14 protein-coding genes and 1 pseudogene are annotated in these 15,686 nt (G+C 64.4%); 6 read left to right on the top strand and 9 right to left on the bottom strand.

Annotation, left to right across the window (positions count from 1 at the left end; all coding sequences use genetic code 11):
• Window positions 1–66: 66 nt before the first annotated feature.
• From AC6CR5_RS07845 to msuE, 7 genes and pseudogenes are all read right to left on the bottom strand, one after another.
• A pseudogene (locus AC6CR5_RS07845) lies at window positions 67–913 on the bottom strand (IS256 family transposase); the annotation flags it as partial.
• 96 nt (window positions 914–1,009) lie between these two features.
• Entirely contained in the window at window positions 1,010–3,139 is a 2,130-nt protein-coding gene (locus tag AC6CR5_RS07840) for a TonB-dependent receptor (protein ID WP_498085450.1), read from the bottom strand.
• On the bottom strand, window positions 3,136–4,383 hold the full coding sequence (locus AC6CR5_RS07835; protein ID WP_172999485.1) for an MFS transporter: 1,248 nt from the start codon (window positions 4,381–4,383) through the stop codon (window positions 3,136–3,138). The genes AC6CR5_RS07840 and AC6CR5_RS07835 overlap by 4 nt, the downstream gene beginning before the upstream one ends.
• Entirely contained in the window at window positions 4,380–6,302 is a 1,923-nt protein-coding gene (locus AC6CR5_RS07830) for an IucA/IucC family protein (RefSeq protein WP_498085449.1), read from the bottom strand. Before AC6CR5_RS07830 ends, AC6CR5_RS07835 begins: the two co-directional genes overlap by 4 nt.
• A gap of 615 nt (window positions 6,303–6,917) precedes the next feature.
• The gene (locus AC6CR5_RS07825) at window positions 6,918–7,946 is read right to left on the bottom strand and encodes a methionine synthase (RefSeq protein WP_006387098.1); all 1,029 of its coding nucleotides are present in this window, start codon (window positions 7,944–7,946) and stop codon (window positions 6,918–6,920) included.
• A gap of 39 nt (window positions 7,947–7,985) precedes the next feature.
• Window positions 7,986–8,969 carry a DUF1852 domain-containing protein gene (locus tag AC6CR5_RS07820; protein WP_006387099.1) on the bottom strand — a complete coding sequence of 328 codons (984 nt, stop codon included), beginning with the start codon at window positions 8,967–8,969 and terminating at the stop codon, window positions 7,986–7,988.
• Window positions 8,970–9,140: 171 nt separating this feature from the next.
• Entirely contained in the window at window positions 9,141–9,722 is a 582-nt protein-coding gene (gene msuE, locus AC6CR5_RS07815) for an FMN reductase (protein ID WP_148319483.1), read from the bottom strand.
• 125 nt (window positions 9,723–9,847) lie between these two features.
• On the opposite strand from msuE, the gene AC6CR5_RS07810 reads away from it, so the two are divergent.
• Together AC6CR5_RS07810 and AC6CR5_RS07805 are read left to right on the top strand one after the other, a co-directional pair.
• Window positions 9,848–10,765: a LysR family transcriptional regulator gene (locus AC6CR5_RS07810; RefSeq protein WP_026382901.1), complete on the top strand. Its 918-nt coding sequence runs from the start codon at window positions 9,848–9,850 to the stop codon at window positions 10,763–10,765.
• A gap of 55 nt (window positions 10,766–10,820) precedes the next feature.
• A complete protein-coding gene (locus AC6CR5_RS07805; RefSeq protein WP_498085448.1) occupies window positions 10,821–11,717 on the top strand; it encodes a methylenetetrahydrofolate reductase in 897 nt (298 codons plus the stop codon).
• A 166-nt stretch (window positions 11,718–11,883) separates the two neighbouring features.
• On the opposite strand, the gene AC6CR5_RS07800 is transcribed toward AC6CR5_RS07805, so the two are convergent.
• Complete coding sequence (locus AC6CR5_RS07800) at window positions 11,884–12,846, bottom strand: zinc-dependent alcohol dehydrogenase family protein (RefSeq protein WP_498085447.1); 963 nt, start codon at window positions 12,844–12,846, stop codon at window positions 11,884–11,886.
• A 161-nt stretch (window positions 12,847–13,007) separates the two neighbouring features.
• On the bottom strand, window positions 13,008–13,310 hold the full coding sequence (locus tag AC6CR5_RS07795) for an ArsR/SmtB family transcription factor (protein WP_026382898.1): 303 nt from the start codon (window positions 13,308–13,310) through the stop codon (window positions 13,008–13,010).
• A 146-nt stretch (window positions 13,311–13,456) separates the two neighbouring features.
• On the opposite strand from AC6CR5_RS07795, the gene AC6CR5_RS07790 reads away from it, so the two are divergent.
• The 4 genes from AC6CR5_RS07790 to AC6CR5_RS07775 all read left to right on the top strand — a co-directional run bounded on the left by AC6CR5_RS07790 (window position 13,457) and on the right by AC6CR5_RS07775 (window position 15,673).
• Window positions 13,457–13,837 carry an ArsR/SmtB family transcription factor gene (locus AC6CR5_RS07790; protein ID WP_148319487.1) on the top strand — a complete coding sequence of 127 codons (381 nt, stop codon included), beginning with the start codon at window positions 13,457–13,459 and terminating at the stop codon, window positions 13,835–13,837.
• Window positions 13,834–14,313, top strand: a complete 480-nt coding sequence (locus AC6CR5_RS07785; RefSeq protein ID WP_006387106.1) for an SRPBCC family protein — start codon at window positions 13,834–13,836, stop codon at window positions 14,311–14,313. The genes AC6CR5_RS07790 and AC6CR5_RS07785 overlap by 4 nt, the downstream gene beginning before the upstream one ends.
• On the top strand, window positions 14,310–14,969 hold the full coding sequence (locus tag AC6CR5_RS07780; RefSeq protein ID WP_006387107.1) for a glutathione S-transferase family protein: 660 nt from the start codon (window positions 14,310–14,312) through the stop codon (window positions 14,967–14,969). Before AC6CR5_RS07785 ends, AC6CR5_RS07780 begins: the two co-directional genes overlap by 4 nt.
• A 110-nt stretch (window positions 14,970–15,079) precedes the next feature.
• Window positions 15,080–15,673, top strand: coding sequence for a hypothetical protein (locus AC6CR5_RS07775; RefSeq protein ID WP_498085446.1), 594 nt, complete (start codon window positions 15,080–15,082; stop codon window positions 15,671–15,673).
• The last annotated feature ends 13 nt before the right edge of the window (window positions 15,674–15,686 follow it).

The raw sequence follows: 15,686 nt of genomic DNA, 5'->3' as shown, positions 1-15,686 counted from the left end.
CCTGTTCAGCCTTCTCTCCTGACTTCGTCACCTTGTCCGCAACTGTAGTCTCTGGTCGTGTGCCTTCAAGGCACGCAAGGCGGCGGCCACGGCCTTGCTGTCCTTCCAATCTGCGCAATCTAGGCTGTTGCGGATCAGATGCACGATGCAGGTCTGTATCGTCGTGCGTGGGAAGGACGTGCCGATGGCGTCGGCCAGGCCCTTCAAGCCGTCGATCAAGGCGAGCAGTATGTCCTGGCACACCCTCGGTCTGTTCGACCCGCAGGCACAGCACGTCGCGCTGGCCGTCGGCCTGCACGGCCAGAGCCAGATACACCGCTTTGTTGCTGACCCCACCGTCGTCGCGGATATTGACACGCAGTGCGTCGGAGAACATCACCGGATACATCGCTTCCAGCGGCCGGTTCTGCCAGGCGATGGTCTCGGCCATGACCTCGTCGGTGACCGAGCTGATGAAGTCCGGCGATATCTCGGTGCCGTAGCTCTCGGCCAGGAACGCCTGGGTATCGCGCACGCTCCTTCCTCGTGCGTACAGTGCGATGATCCGGTCATCGATCCTGGTGAAGCGCCGCTCGTCCTTGGGGATCAGAATCGGTGCGAAGGAGTCGTCGTGATCACGCGGCAGTTCCACGCGCACCGGGCCATGCTCGGTCAGCACCGTCTTGCCGCTGGCGCCGTTGCGCTCGTTGGCCTGGTCTTCGGGCTTGTCCTCGCCTGGCCGATAACCCAGATGCGGGTTCATCTCAGCAGCCATCCTGAGCTCGATGACCGCCTTTTGGCACGCCAAGAACAGGTCTTGAACTTTGCTGGGAGTCATCGGTTCCTTGACCAGATGATCCAGCAACTCGGCCGCCACTTCAGGCAACGGCCTGCGGGCCGCTGCCTTTACGGCTACTGTGCATCTCTTCTTCATCCGCATATCCATGGCTTTTAGTTTTCATGGTATGCCTCGCACACAAAATTAGGGATAGGCCCATTTCCCGCATCCTTCGAAAGGGAGGGCCGACCATCACCAATCCGCGCTGTAGCTCACCGCCACAGTCCTCCCCTGCGCCCGCGGCCAAGGCGCCCGCGCATTCGCCTGCATGAACACCGAGTAATAATCCCGATTGGTCAGGTTATAGACCCCCACATCCACCCGCCCCTTGGGCAACTCCACCGAAGCCAACAGATCCAGCAACGTATACCCCACGGTCTCGCGCCCATTCTTGTCCCGAGCCGCCGCGTCATACCCTCCGACGCGCACCCCCTGCAACCGCGCACTATACGTCCCAGGCGCATAACTGACATAAGCCGTGAACTTCGGCGGCGCGATCCGGGTCGCCGGCAGCGCGATCCAGCTTCCATTCTGCTTGGTCGCACCCTTGGTATACGCATAACTGCCGCCCACCTTCCAAGCGCGAGCGACATTGACGTCCAGGCTCGCCTCGACCCCGCTCACGCGCTCCTTCTGGTTGATCAGCCGCAGCACCCGGTCCTTCGCATCGTAGAACTGCGTCACATCCGAGTTGTTCCGATAGGCCGTGACGCTGGCCTGCACCGCGTCCCACGCACCGCGCCAACCGATCTCATAGCTGTCGACCTTCAATGCCTGCGAGTTCAACTGCTGGATGTCGTAGTCGCTGCGCACGTCGCGCAGGAAGCGCTGGATGTCTGGCAGGGTGAAGCCCTGGCTGAAGTTGACGAACACGTCCTGGGCATCGCTCAGGTGGCGGACCACCCCCAGGTTGTAGAGCGTGGCGTTGTACTTGAGCTTGCCGCCCGGCAGGATGTTGCCCACGCCGGTGGCCTGGATGTCGCCATAGGCGACGCTGTCTTTGACGTTGCTGTCGATCCACTGGCGACGAACGCCCGCGCGCAGGGTCCAATCCTGCATTTCCCAGGCGGATTGCAGGAAGAGGGCGCGGGTCTGGGTGGTCATGTCGGGGCCCAGTTCAAGCGTGCGGCCAGTGGGGGTGTAGACCAGTCCCTTCACCGTGTATTGCCTGCCATCCTGGGTCAACTGCTCGCGTTCGTAGTCGCCGCCGTAGGTCAGCGTTCCCTGGATGCCGCTGAAGCTGGGTAACTGGCTTTCCATGGCAAGGCGCAGTCCGTAGACCGTCGCGCGGCTGTCGGTGGCGGTGATACCAGCTTTCTTCCTGGGGCGATCAGGATAGAAAAGCGCCTCGTTGTGGCGCCAGTAGCTTTCGGCTTGGAGCCGTTGGCCGAAGAAGCCGCGGTCGGTGTAGTTGAGGTTGATGGCGCGATTGAGCGTCTTGGGTTGATCGTCCAGATCCAGGCCGGATACGGCGCGGGCTTCTCCGGCGACAGCCTGGAAACCGTAATCGGAACGCTGCTTGTCCTGGAACTCCTGCAGGCCCAGGGTCAAGCGGCGGTCTGGGGTGAAGTCGAAGCCGAAGCGCGCGGTCAGGTCATGGTTGCGGGTGTCCATTTCGCTGCCTTGGGAGGTGTCCTGCGGAATGCGCTGGCCCAGGGCATCGAATTGCCCGCCGCGTTTGACGAAATCTCCGGACAGGTACCAGTCGAATGCGCCCTGGCGCCCCGTGGCGCTCTGGAACAGTTCGTAGGCCATGCCGTCGCCGTGGAAGTCCTTGTCGGCGGTGATGCCGACTCGACTGCTGAAGGCCAGGTCTTGGCCCTTGTTGCGCTTGGTGATGATGTTGATCATGCCGCCGGTGGCGCCGGCCCCGTAGAGGCTGCTGGCGCCGGAGACCACTTCCACGCGCTCGATGCTCTCGGGCGCGATGCTGTTGAGCTGGCGATAGTTGTCGCGGCTGGCGTTTTGCGGCACGCCGTCGATCAGGACCAGGACGTTGCGTCCGCGCAGGCTCTGGCCGTAGTTGGTCATGGTGCCGCTGCTGGGGGCCATGCCGGGGACCAGCGTCGCCAGGACGTCGGCGACCTTGCGGCCGGCGCCGGATTGCCGCTTTATTTCTTCGGCTTCGATCACCTGTACCGAGCCGGGGATGCTGGCGATGCTGGCTTCGCCGCGAGTGGCGGTGACCGTGACGGTGGGGAGGGTGGTGGCTTCCTCGGCATAAGACGGGCTGATACCCAGGGGCCACATCGAGGCGGAGATGAGCATGAGCGGAAGTCGGTTGGCGCGGACAGGCGCAAGGCCGGCGATAAGGGATTTCATGGTGAGTCCTTGATTTGCGGGGAGGATGGCGTGGCGGGAGGGTCAGGGGGAGTGGGGAGGGGCTGCTGGCAGCCGGGTAATTGGCGCAGGAAGCGCACGCTCAACGCGGCGACGACATAGAGGGGGGCGACCAGCCAGAAGCCCCAATGCAGGCTGGCCCATGACATGGCGCCGGCGCCCAAGGCGAGGCCAGCCAGCGCACCCGCTTTGGCGGCGCTGTTGCCCAGCCCCAGGCCGATCGCCCGGTAGGCCTTGGGGGCGGTATGTCCGATCAGGACGTAGGCCAGCGGCAGGAGCGCGCCTTGCCACAGGCCCCACAGCAGGCGGGTGGCGATGAACGTAGTAGTGTCGTGGGCGAGCGCCATCAGGCAGAGCGTGAGCGCGCTGGCCCAGGAGGCGGCCTCCAGGCATCGCCAGCCGCGCTGGACGGGCTGTGGTGAGCACAGGCGCGCCCACCACGGGGCGGACAGGGCCAGCGTCAAGGCGCTTGCTGCGTAGCTTGCGCCGCTGAGCCAGGAGGGCGCGTGCAGCACTTCGTTCAGATACAGCGCGAAGAAGGGCTGCGGCATCATCTTTGCCGCCTGGATGAGGGTGATGACCACTAGCGGGGCCAGCAACCAGGTGTGCGCGGTGGTGTGTCCGGTGGTCCCGGTGCCCAGTGGTGCGACGGGTTCTGGCGTGTCCTTGGGCAGGCTCAGGACGGGAATGACGCAAATCAGACAGATCAGCCCGGCGATGAGGCAGATCCAGGCGAATCCGTAGAGGTCCATCAACAGGCCACCGGCGACGGGACCCAACAAGGAGCCGATGGCGGTGGCCGATTGCAGGCGGGCGAGGATTTGCCCGCGATTCGCGCCGGACGAACCGGTGGTGGCGTAAGCCTGTGCCGCGGCGATGAAGCCAGCCAAGGCGCCTTGCAGCACCCGGATGCCGATCAGCAGCCAGACGTTCGCGGTAATGGCCGCGAGCCACTGGCAGACGCCAAGCGCCAACAGCGCCCGGATCAACATGGGGCGGTGTCCACGACGCGTGCCCAGCGCGCTCCAGAATGGCGTGGCGATAATGGCCGTTAACGCCGGCCCGATGTAGATCAGCGCCGCCAGCCAGGACAATTGATCTTGTCGATCTGGAGGCAACAAGGCCCGCAGGCGCAGCGGCCAGAATGGGCCGCTCATTTCCATCGCGCCCATCGCAAAGGCCTGGATCAGCACCAGCCGGAAGATCTGTCGGCGATCGAAGTTCATGCATCGCCGATCCACGCGCGTAGCGGGTTGTCCATTTGGCCGGTGATGTCGTTCTGGGTCTGGGCCAATCGCATGCGCAGGAAGCTCTTGGCGGGCCAGGGGCGTTCGAGAAACGCGGCGCGTTCGGATTGCCAGCGGTCAGGGTCGGTCCGTGTACGGACATGATCGAAGCGCTCGGCGACCTGCCGGGCGAGCACGGACCAGAGCGCTTGCTCATCCAGTTCCGGCCAATGGCGCTGGTACAGCAGGGCCAGTTCGCCGAGATGGCACATGAAGCCGGCGTGCAGCAGCTTGGCGCGTACGAAGTCGGCGTCGTCAAAGAGCGTCAGCGCGGGATCGTGGATCTCCAGCGTGAGACCCTGCCGGACCAGGCTGGGACGGTGGATGCGCAGATCGCCGAAGTCGCGGATCAGCAGCCGGGAGGGTTGGCCCGCGTCATCCATGACCATGAAGCTGTTCTGTTGATGGGCTTCGAAGGCGATGCCGTAGATCAGGTATAGATCTAGCAGGCCGGGTAGGGCCGTGGCGACGTAGTCCTGAAAGAACCGCAGTGCGGCCTGATGGTCGCTTGCGCCTTGCGCGATCGCGACCCATTGGCGTAGCAAAGGTTCGTTGTTGTGGTCTTCGACGAACAGGCTGCCGACGGGTATCGCCATCTGGCCTGAATGCAATCGACTTGTCGGGTTGTCCCGATAGAGAACGCCGAGGTGGCGCGCGCGCTCGTCGTTGGCCGGTTCCAGCAAGACATGGATGCCGTGCCGCTCGGGCACGAAGTCCCAAGACCGAGCCAGTTGCGGTTCGCGTTGCCGGATGGTCGCCAGTAAGCGGCTGATGCGTGGCCCCATCCTTGCTGACCTGGGCGTGAGCGTGCGTTGCACGCTGGTCAGGCGCAACGCGACGGGCAGCTTTACCATGAGCGTATGCTGCGGATCGGCGCCATCCGTCCACAATGTACGGAAGGACATGCCCGGGCTGCCAGCGATCGCAGTGTCGTCTGGCAGGATCAATTGACCCTGTGCGATCTCGGCGGTGAATGTTTCCCGGAGGGTGGAAAGCTGAAAGGGATGCACCGGCAGGGGAAGGAAGTCCGCCGGCTCGCGTCCCAATGTGCGTAGCGCCGAATCCCAGGTACGCGCTTCGTGTGGAAAAGCCCCGCGCCACCAAGCCGGATAGGCAGGCTCCGACATCGACTCGGTATGCGCTACCCCTCGGTGTAGCGCGACAAGCGGAAGACGCACGTGCGCTTCGAATTCCGGGGCGCAGCCAATGACTTCCCGGGTGTCCATGCCGAGCTTGGCTTTGTAGCCGGGATGCCAAGGATGGCCGAGGGTTCCCCACTGTTCCAGCAGTTGCGTGGGGTTGCGGGGAGCGTCCGGTGATCGCAACCATTGCAACAGGCTGTCGGTGTGCGCGTCGCGAGTCTGCTTCAACAATCGCGCGTTCCAATTGTCATGAAACGCCAGGCACAGGCTGTCGTTGCGGAAGCTGTCGTCGAGTTCGCGTTTCAGTTGTTCGATCACCTCGACGCCGGGGATGGGGGCCAGCAAGGGAACCAATTGTTCGATCAGGTCCGAGGGAATTTCCAGTTCCCGTGCAGGATTCGGAGAACGGTGAAGCAGCACGGGACCAGCGAGGTACCAACTGGCCATGGGCCCCGGCCGCAGGCTCCCAAAGGTGAGGTAAGCGCCCTCGTCGCCGAGGGGCAGGATGCTTCGCCCATGCGCTTGTTGGACGCGCCCGGGCGCTATCAGCTTCTCTCGCAGCAACGCTTGCATCAGACGCTGAAACGCACGTTCACGAACCCGGGGGAGCACGGCAATCAGGTCGGCCTGATGGATGCCATTACGCTGAAACGCTTCGGTCTGAAGCGCCTGCGTCCATACGGAATGCAGGCGTCCGGTGCTGCTGGAAAGCTCCATACACGGCCTCGTTGAAGTGCCACGTTGCCGCAGAAGGGAGAGCTGTGTAATCGGCTCGACAACGTCGGGGTTTACCGTTGCGCGCCGTGCCGACGCGCTATTCGGTTGGAGCTCGATTTTTGTTGAGAATGGGAGTTATTTAAGATGCGCGTCGTCCGACTCTTGTCCCTGCTGCCTCTAAATCGGACGAAATCGGCCCGTGGTCAGCAGGTATGGCAACAGAGGGCTGGGAGCGATGAGTCGGTCTCGCCGGGACGCCTGGCCACTACACCAGTGCCCACGGAGAATTCAATCCATGGTGCTCGAGGGGGGGATGCAGGCACAAGATGCACGTGCCAGATGGCAGGCAGAGCATTTGCAGTTGGCCGGAAGACGCCTTCTCGATGCGGCCAAGTCCATGAGGATGGGGGCGATGCCGGAATCGCCGTTCGGACTCACCGATGAGGGCTTTGAGGACTACCGAGGGATTACGCTCGCTGAATACTGCGATGCCTGCGTCTGATCGGCTTTTCCGGCACTAGCCATATTGTGGTGCCATTAGGTGAGCGCCGGACGGCTTGCAGATGCTTTGCATCCGACAAGCCATAGTCCGGCGCGCCAATTTTCACTTCAACATCACCCCTGCAATTCCTTCCGGACGATCTCCGCGCCTTCGCTCAGCGCCAGCAGCTTGCCGTGCGCGATGGCGCGCGACAGCGGCGCCATGCCGCAGTTCGTGCAGGGATAGAGCTTGTCGGCGTCGACGAACTTGAGCGCCTTGCGCAGCGTGTTTGCCACTTCCTCCGGCGTTTCGATTTTGTCGCTGGCCACGTCGATCGCGCCCACCATTACCTTCTTGCCGCGGATCAGTTCGATCAGGTCGATGGGCACATGCGAGTTATGGCATTCCAGCGAAACGATGTCGATGCTGGATTGCTGCAGTTTGGGGAACGATTCCTCGTACTGACGCCATTCGGACCCCAGCGTCTTCTTCCAGTCGGTGTTGGCCTTGATGCCGTAGCCGTAGCAGATGTGCACGGCGGTTTCGCACTTCAGGCCTTCGATGGCGCGTTCCAGGGTGGCGATGCCCCAGTCGTTCACCTCGTCGAAGAAGACGTTGAAGGCCGGCTCGTCGAACTGGATGATGTCGACGCCGGCGGCTTCCAGTTCCCTGGCTTCCTGGTTGAGGATCTTGGCGAATTCCCAGGCCAGCTTTTCGCGGCTCTTGTAGTGGGCGTCGTAGAGGGTGTCGATCATCGTCATGGGGCCGGGCAGGGCCCACTTGATGGGCTGCGTGGTCTGCTGGCGCAGGAACTTGGCGTCTTCGACGAAGACCGGCTTCTGGCGGCTCACGGCGCCGACGACGGTCGGCACGCTGGCGTCGTAGCGGTCGCGGATCCGGACGGTTTCGCGCTTTTCGAAATCGACGCCGTCCAGGTGCTCGATGAAGGTGGTGACGAAGTGCTGGCGGGTCTGCTCGCCGTCGCTGACGATGTCGATGCCGGCGTGCTGTTGTTCGTGCAGGGCCAGGCGCAGGGCGTCCTGCTTGCCTTCGACCAGTTCCTGGTCCTGCAGCTTCCAGGGCGACCAGAGCTTTTCAGGCTGGGCCAGCCAGGAGGGTTTGGGCAGGCTGCCGGCGGTCGAAGTGGGCAGTAGTTTTTTCATGATCTTGCGGTCCCGTGTTGGATGTTTGGGGCGGGGGGATTAGTGCGCGTAGTTGGCGGCCCAGCTTTCGAGCACGTGCTTGTACGGCTTGATGAAGTGTTCTTCGGTGAACTTGCCTTGCTTGACGGCCAGCTGGCTGCGTTCTTCGCGGTCGTAGACGATCTGCGTCAGCGAGTAGTCCTGGTTCTTCAGGCTGGGCTGATAGAGCTTTCCGGCGGCGGAGTTGGCGTTGTAGATCTCGGGGCGGTAGATCTTCTGGAAGGTCTCCATCGTGCTGATGATGCTGATCAGCTCGAGGTTGGTGTAATGGCCCAGCAGGTCGCCCTGGAAGTAGAAGGCCAGGGGGGCGGCGCTGCCCGGGGGCATGAAGTAGCGCACGCGCAGGCCCATCTTCTCGAAGTACTCGTCGGTCGATGAGAGTTCGTTCTGTTGATACTCGACGCCCAGGATGGGGTGCTGGTTCTCGGTCCGGTGGTAGGTCTTGCTGCTGGACGCGCTGATGCAGATGACGGGCGGTTTGCTGAACCGTTCCTTGTAGGCGCTGGAATTGACGAAGTGCTTGAACAGCTTGCCGTGCAGATCGCCGAAATTGTCCGGCGTGCTGAAGGTGGGTTTGTCGTTGTTGTGCTCGGGCAGCAGCACGCTGAAGTCGTAGTCGCGCACGTACGAGGAGAAGTTGTTCCCCACGATGCCCTCGATGCGCTCGTTGTTGGCCTTGTCGACGATATTGGTCTTCAGGATCTCGATCAGCGGAAAGACGTCGCCACCGCTGGCGGCGCCGATATGCATTTCGGCGGTGATGATCTCGAGTTCGACGGCGTAGCGATCGCCTTTGGGGTTGTCCCAATGCGCCAGGTTGTTGAACCGCTTGTCGATCATCCGCAGCGTGTTGCGCAGGTTTTCCTGGCGGCTTTCGCCCCGGGCCAGGTTGGCGAAGTTGGTGGTGATGCGCGTGTTGTCCGAGGGACGATAGTTTTCATCAAAAGAAAGGCTCTTGATGCTGAAGGTGAAATCGTTGCTCATGGTGATGGGATGCGCTGATTCTGCGAAAAAAAGTCTGCGGAAAACGAAAAGCCGGTTCGGGCGGCCGCAAGGCGGGAGAAACGGAAGCCTTTGCGGGGCGCTCGAAGGGCGGATGTCGGGTTGGAACGGCGCTGGCGAACGAGCCGCCTGGCCAGCGTTCCGAGGCGTGCTTCAGGCTGCGATGGCTTCCACGGCGGCGACGGCGCCTGCGTGGCGCGACAACGCGATCAGGGGCAATGCCCGTTCGATCGCCAGCCTGGCCCGTTCGATCAAGGCTTCGTCCCGCAGCCGGTAGTCGGCGAAATCCTTGTCGGTCGCGTAGACGCCCAGCGGCAAGGTGCGGGCCTGGAAGAAGCTGAACAGCGGCCGCAGTTGGTGGTCGATCATCAGGGCATGGCGTTCGCTGCCGCCGGTGGCAGCCAGCAGGACGGGCTTGTCGATCAAGGCGTCCTGGTGGATGAAGTCGAAGAAATGCTTGAACAGCCCCGTGTAGGAGCCGCGAAAGACCGGGGTGGCTACCACCAGCACGTCCGCCTGTTCGACCGCGTCAAGGTCCCGCTCCACGGTGTCGGGCAGGTGGGGGCGCCAGGTGGCGCCGGCCAGGTGCGGGACGAGCTGGCCCAGTTCGACCAGGCGCTGTTCGCACGGGACGTCGTCGGCGATCAGGTCCATCAGGTGCTGCGCCAGGGCGGCGGATTTGGAGGGGCGTTGCAGTCCGCCGGAAACGGCTACTAGACGGAGTGGACGTGTCATTTTTGCTTCACTGGAATTGATTTATGCGGCGCCGCGCCCGCAGACGACGGAAGCGCATACTAGGGGCGGGAAGCGATGAAGTAAAATGGTTTTATTTCACGAATCCATGAGCGGAAATCATCTGAATGCTTGAGCGCATCCATCTCAGCATCGTCCAGCAGGTCGAAAAGCAGGGTTCATTGACGGCCGCCGCGGGCGTGCTGAGCCTGACCCAGTCCGCCCTGAGCCACAGCATGAAGAAGCTGGAGCAGCAGCTGGGCACCGACGTCTGGCTGCGCGAAGGCCGCAGCCTGCGCCTGACGCAGGCCGGCCAGTACCTGCTGGCGGTGGCGAACCGCGTGCTGCCGCAGCTGGACCTGGCCGAAGAGCGCCTGGGCCAGTTCGCGCAGGGCGAGCGCGGCGCGCTGCGCATCGGCATGGAATGCCATCCTTGCTACCAGTGGCTGCTCAAGGTGGTTTCCCCCTATCTGGCCGCGTGGCCCGACGTGGATGTGGACGTCAAGCAGAAGTTCCAGTTCGGCGGGATCGGCGCGCTGTTCGGCTACGAGATCGACCTGCTGGTCACGCCCGACCCGCTGTTCAAGCCGGGCCTGAAGTTCGAGCCGGTGTTCGACTACGAGCAGGTGCTGGTGGTGGCCAAGGGCCATCCGCTGGCGTCGGTGGCGCATGTGAAGCCCCAGCAGTTGACCCAGGAAGTGCTGATCAGTTACCCCGTGGACATCGAGCGGCTGGACATCTACAACCAGTTCCTGTTACCGGCCGGGGTCACGCCCAGGCGCCACAAGGCCATCGAGACCACCGACATCATGGTGCAGATGGTGGCCAGCGGCCGCGGCGTGGCCGCCTTGCCGCGCTGGCTGGTGGAGGAATACGCCGCCCGGATGGACGTGGTGCCGGTGCGGCTGGGCGCCCGCGGCATCGCCAAGCAGATCTTCCTGGGGGCGCGCGAGGCCGACACGGCCATCGATTACGTGCGCGCCTTCATCGAGCTGGCCCGCCAGCCGGCCGCCGCCGCCACCGTTGCGCAACAAGCCAACGGTTGAACCCTTTTTTGCCGTACACAGGCCGCGCGCCGAGCCGTTCGGCCTGCCTTCATCGATGTCCTTGATTCCTCGCGGTACCCCTTTCTTTCCCGGCAACATCACCGACGACTGTTCGTTGGAAGTCAGCGTGAAGGACATTGCCGCGCTGACCGCGGCAGCGTCGCGGCTACCGCCCGGGTCGACCATTTCCATTCCCTACCTGCCGGGCCAGGACGATGACGCCCGGCTGGCCGCCGCGCGGGCCGTGCGCGGACTGGGCCTGGAACCCATGCCGCACCTGTCCGCGCGCCGCATTGCCTCGCTGGCCGACCTGGAGGCGTTCGTCTCGCGGGCGGTGGCCGAGGCCGGCGTTGACCGCTGCTTCGTGATCGCGGGCGATCCGTCGACGCCGGCGGGGCCGTTTGCCGATAGCGCCGCGCTGATCGAGACGGGGGTTTTCGAGCGCGCGGGCATCAAGGTGGTCGGCGTGGGCGCGCATCCGGATGGCCATCCGGTCATGAGCGCGGCCCAGCGGTGGGAGGTGTTGGAACGCAAGTGCCGCGGCATCGGCGCGCGTGGCATGTCGCCCTTGATCGTCACGCAGTTTGGATTCGATGCCGACATCGTGCTGGCGTGGCTCGAAGCGCTGCGCGCGCGCGGCCTCGAACACCCCGTGCGCGTGGGCGTGCCGGGACCCGCCGGTATCGCGGTGCTGGCGCGCTATGCCGCCTTGTGCGGGGTCGGCGCCTGCGCATCGATGTGGGCCAAGTACGGTATCTCCCTGGGCAAGCTGTTTGGCACCGCGGGGCCGGACGTTTTCGTGGATCGGCTGGCCGCCGGACTGACGGACGCGCATGGTAAGGTGAGCCTGCATTTCTTCCCGTTCGGAGGGATCGCGCAGTCCGTGAGCTGGCTGGAACGGTATCGCGCCCGCTCCGGACAACCGGGTTGCGCCACGGCATCCCTGCCGTGACATTTGGCGGCCTTGCCCATTTCACCGCGTTTGGCCAGCCGCCCGGCAAGTTGCGCGCCGCGGTTGTCAGCCTGGCGTCGCCGACGGCCGACCATGCCGGCAATCCGGCACTGTCTCAGGCGATGACTCGTCATAGGTAGCGTGAGTTCGCCTTGCCGCCGATGCGTCAATCGGCCACCGCGATCGCGATCTTTCCCCGCAGCCCGTTGTTCGCACTCTCCAACCGCGCATGCGCCGCCGGAATATCGGCAAGCGGATACACCGCGCCCACGTGCGGCCGTAGTTGCCCACGCGCCACCAACGCGCTCAACTCGTCCAGCTTCCCGCGGTTCTGCCGCGTGAAAACGAAGTGATAGCTGGCGTTCTTGCCCCAGGCCTGGATCAGGTTCTGCGGCTGCGCGATATCCACGATGCTCACCACGCGGCCCAGTTGCGCCAGCGCGTCGGGGCTGCGCGCCAGCGTGTTGCCGCCGATGGTGTCGAACACCACGTCGACGCCGCGCCCGTCGGTCTCGCGCAGGATGGCCTCGACATAATCTTCCTTCTCGTAGTCGATGGCGACGTCCGCGCCCAGGCTGCGCGCGAAGTCGACATTGCTGTCGCGCACGGTCGTGAACACCCTGGCGCCGACGGCTTTCGCGAGCTGGATGGCGACGTGGCCGACGCCGCCGGCGCCGCCGTGCACCAGGATGCTCTCTCCCACACGCAAGCCGGCGCGCACGACCAGCGCTTCCCACGCGGTGCCGCCGACCAGCGTCAGGCTGGCCGCTTCCAGATGGCTCAGCGAGGCGGGCTTCCTGCCCACGATGCTTTCGGCGGCCACGTGGTATTCGGCGTAGCTGCCGGGGCCGTCGAAGATCTGCGGGGTGTACCAGACTTCATCGCCCGGCACGAAGGCGCTCACGCCGGGCCCGACGGCTTCGACCACGCCGGAGACGTCGTGGCCGGTGATGACGGGCAGGGCGACCAGATCGGGGTAGTCGCCCCGGCGGACCTGGTAGTCCAGCGGGTTGATGGAAGTGGCGTGGACGCGGACCAGGACCTGGCCCGCTTGCGGCACGGGTTTGGGGACGTCGCGCAGTTCGAAGGATTGCGGGCCGCCAAAGGCGGTGAGGACGAGGGCTTTCATTGGATGGCTCCTTATTTCGGTAAAACGGGATATCGGGAATTGTCGATTTAAAAAAAACAAAAAAATGCGAAGAACAGGGCAAGGCAAAAGGCGAGGCAAGCGCGCGGCAAGCTGGCGCCGAATAAGCACGGGCGGCCATGCCCGACCTCGGCCACCGCCAGCTACAGCTCTTTTCCGATGATCTCGGCCAGAGCGCGGATGGTGGCTTCATTGCGCTTGTAATACGTCCACGAGCCGATGCGCGTGGCTTCGACCAGGCCGGCGCGTTGCAGCGTGGCCAGGTAGTCGGACACGGTGGACTGGGACAGTCCGACGCCTTCCTGGATGCTGCTGACGCAGACGCCGACCGTATGCACGTCCCCTTCGTCCTGCGGCGGGAAGCTGTTCACGGGGTCCTTCAAACCCTTCAGGATTTCAAGGCGCGTGCGGTTCGAGAGGGCTTTGAAGACGTCGAGCAGGTCCATGGCGGGCATGATATCGGAAATTCCCGATATGTCAATATGACCGAGCGTGGCGTATGGGGACGCGCCGGGTGGGACGCGGACAGGCAGCGACCAAAATACTTAAGTGAATACTTGACTTTCCGCGTCGTCCTCTCTAACTTAAGCGAATGCTTGAGTATCAATCCCAACTCGACCTGGCCTTCCATGCGCTTGCCGACGCGACGCGGCGCGGCATGCTCGAGCGCCTGTCCCGCGGTCCGGCTTCGGTCAGCGAGCTGGCGGCGCCGTACGACTCGACGCTGGCAGCCATCCACCAACATGTCCGGGTGCTGGAAGCCAGCGGACTGATCGTCACGGAAAAGCGCGGACGCACGCGCGAATGCCGGATTTCGGCCGAGGCGGTCATGCGGGTGGAGCAGTGGCTGAGCGAGCGTCGCCAGCTTTGGGAAGACCGATTCGACCGCCTCGGCCAATTGCTCGAAGGCGAAGCCGGCAATCACCCGGGCGGGCTGAGCGCCGCGCCCGATCAGGGAGGGAAGACATCATGACTTTCACGCCGTTTTTCCATGGCACGTTCACGCTGCGGCGCACGTGGAACGCGCCGGCCCAGCGGGTCTTCGAGGCGTGGGCCGATCCGCGCGTCAAGGCGCAGTGGTTCACCGGCCCGCCGGATCGCTGGACGCTGTCGCGCCGCGAAATGGACTTTCGCGTGGGCGGCCGGGAGGTGCTGGAAGGGCGTTTCAACGAGAGCGGCATGGTGTCGTGCTTCGATGCGCGCTATCACGTGATCGAGCCCGCCAGCCGGCTGGTCTACGCCTATGACCTGTTCCATTCGGGCAGGCTGCATTCCGTGACGCTGTCGAGCCTGGAGATCGAGCCGGCCGGCAATGCCACGCGCGTGGCGTACACCGAGCAGATCGTGTTCACGGACGGCAACGACGGCGTCGAGTCGCGCCGCCATGGGACCGGGCTGCAGTTCGACATGATCGAGACGCTGCTTCAAGCGGGCGGAGCGCTGCCATGACGGTCGCGATCTACGGTCATCCGTTTTCGTCCTTCACCTGGAAGGCGCTGATCGCGGCGTATGAACGCGAGGTGGACTTCGAGTTCCGCATGATCGATCCGGATCATCCCGAGCACGCGGCCCGCATCGCGACGCTGGCGCCGACCGGGCAGTTTCCGGCCCTGGTGGATGGCGTCACGGAGGTGGTCCAGAGCAATGCCGTCATCGAGTATCTCGACCTGCACCACGGCAAGGGCGCGCCGCTCGTGCCCCTGGACCCGCGCGAGGCGCTGGCTGCGCGCATGATGGCGCAGGTGTTCGACGACTACGTGCACGTGCCGATGCAACGCATCGTCGGTAACGCCTTGCGCCCCGAAGACAGCCGCGATCCGTTCGGCGTGGAGCAAGCGCATGGCGTCATCGCGCGGTGTTATGCCTGGCTGGAGGCGCGATTGCAGGACGGGCCGTGGGCCGCCTGCGGCCGCTTCACGATTGCGGACTGCGCCGCGGCGCCGGCGCTGTTCTATGGCGATTGGGTGCATCCGATGGGCGGGCGGTTTCCCGCGCTGGCGGCGTATCGGGCCCGGCTGCTGGCGCGGCCGTCGATCGCCCGGGTGGTCGACGAGGCGCGTCCGTACCGCGGCTTCTTTCCGCTGGGGGCGCCGGACCGGGATTGAGCGGGGCGGGGGGCGTCGACGGCGCGAGCCAAGGACACGGCAACTTGGAATAGACTACGTCGCTGACCCCGATTCGATGATTTTTCCTGGCCTGGAACAAGCTACCCAAGATGACCCATTCCGTGTCCCGCGCCATTGTCCTGACAGCAGGCCTGCTGCTGACCGCCACCTGCCTCGCCCAGTCGCCGCAAGTGGGCGCCTGGCGCAAGGTTTCCGATTCCCAGCTCGACAAGCAATACCATTTTTCCATGCTGCCCAGCGCCGCGCCGGTGGCGAGCAAGTGGGCGGCTTTCGACGCCAAGGCCGGCAAGGTGGTGTGCTGCCTGGTGGTGCAAGGCGAAGCCGTGACGGAAGCCGAACTGGAGGGTACCTACGACATTCCCGGCCCGTGGATTACCGATCTGACCAACGGCTGGAACCTCGACGCGGCGCCGTACCGGCCGCGCGTGCAGCGGCTGCGCGCCGAGGGGGCGCTGGACACATACGAATTCGCGGACAGCGTGGATGCGCTGGGAGGCTTGCTGGTGCCGGCCGATGCCCGCGCGCCGGCGCGGGGTGCGCTGGAGGTCGGCGGCCAGCGCTACGCCGTATCGCGCAAGGATGCGTCGCTGGCCGACGATGACGGCGGCGTGGCCAGCTACACGTTGCGTCCGGCCGCGGGCGGCAAGGCGTTGACGGTGGAAGTGCCTTTCGCTACGTATTGACACATGGGCGATA

The sequence above is a fragment of the Achromobacter sp. EG18 genome (genome assembly GCF_059759395.1).
Note: the sequence above shows the minus strand (reverse complement) of the source record. Positions and strands in the feature narration are given on the sequence as shown.

Bases quoted from the DNA above. Each gene is read 5' to 3' on its own strand.
- AC6CR5_RS07840 (WP_498085450.1), bottom strand. From the start codon at position 3,139: ATGAAATCCCTTATCGCCGGCCTTGCGCCTGTCCGCGCCAACCGACTT.
- AC6CR5_RS07835 (WP_172999485.1), bottom strand. From the start codon at position 4,383: ATGAACTTCGATCGCCGACAGATCTTCCGGCTGGTGCTGATCCAGGCC.
- AC6CR5_RS07830 (WP_498085449.1), bottom strand. From the start codon at position 6,302: ATGGAGCTTTCCAGCAGCACCGGACGCCTGCATTCCGTATGGACGCAG.
- AC6CR5_RS07825 (WP_006387098.1), bottom strand. From the start codon at position 7,946: ATGAAAAAACTACTGCCCACTTCGACCGCCGGCAGCCTGCCCAAACCC.
- AC6CR5_RS07820 (WP_006387099.1), bottom strand. From the start codon at position 8,969: ATGAGCAACGATTTCACCTTCAGCATCAAGAGCCTTTCTTTTGATGAA.
- msuE (WP_148319483.1), bottom strand. From the start codon at position 9,722: ATGACACGTCCACTCCGTCTAGTAGCCGTTTCCGGCGGACTGCAACGC.
- AC6CR5_RS07810 (WP_026382901.1), top strand. From the start codon at position 9,848: ATGCTTGAGCGCATCCATCTCAGCATCGTCCAGCAGGTCGAAAAGCAG.
- AC6CR5_RS07805 (WP_498085448.1), top strand. From the start codon at position 10,821: ATGTCCTTGATTCCTCGCGGTACCCCTTTCTTTCCCGGCAACATCACC.
- AC6CR5_RS07800 (WP_498085447.1), bottom strand. From the start codon at position 12,846: ATGAAAGCCCTCGTCCTCACCGCCTTTGGCGGCCCGCAATCCTTCGAA.
- AC6CR5_RS07795 (WP_026382898.1), bottom strand. From the start codon at position 13,310: ATGGACCTGCTCGACGTCTTCAAAGCCCTCTCGAACCGCACGCGCCTT.
- AC6CR5_RS07790 (WP_148319487.1), top strand. From the start codon at position 13,457: ATGCTTGAGTATCAATCCCAACTCGACCTGGCCTTCCATGCGCTTGCC.
- AC6CR5_RS07785 (WP_006387106.1), top strand. From the start codon at position 13,834: ATGACTTTCACGCCGTTTTTCCATGGCACGTTCACGCTGCGGCGCACG.
- AC6CR5_RS07780 (WP_006387107.1), top strand. From the start codon at position 14,310: ATGACGGTCGCGATCTACGGTCATCCGTTTTCGTCCTTCACCTGGAAG.
- AC6CR5_RS07775 (WP_498085446.1), top strand. From the start codon at position 15,080: ATGACCCATTCCGTGTCCCGCGCCATTGTCCTGACAGCAGGCCTGCTG.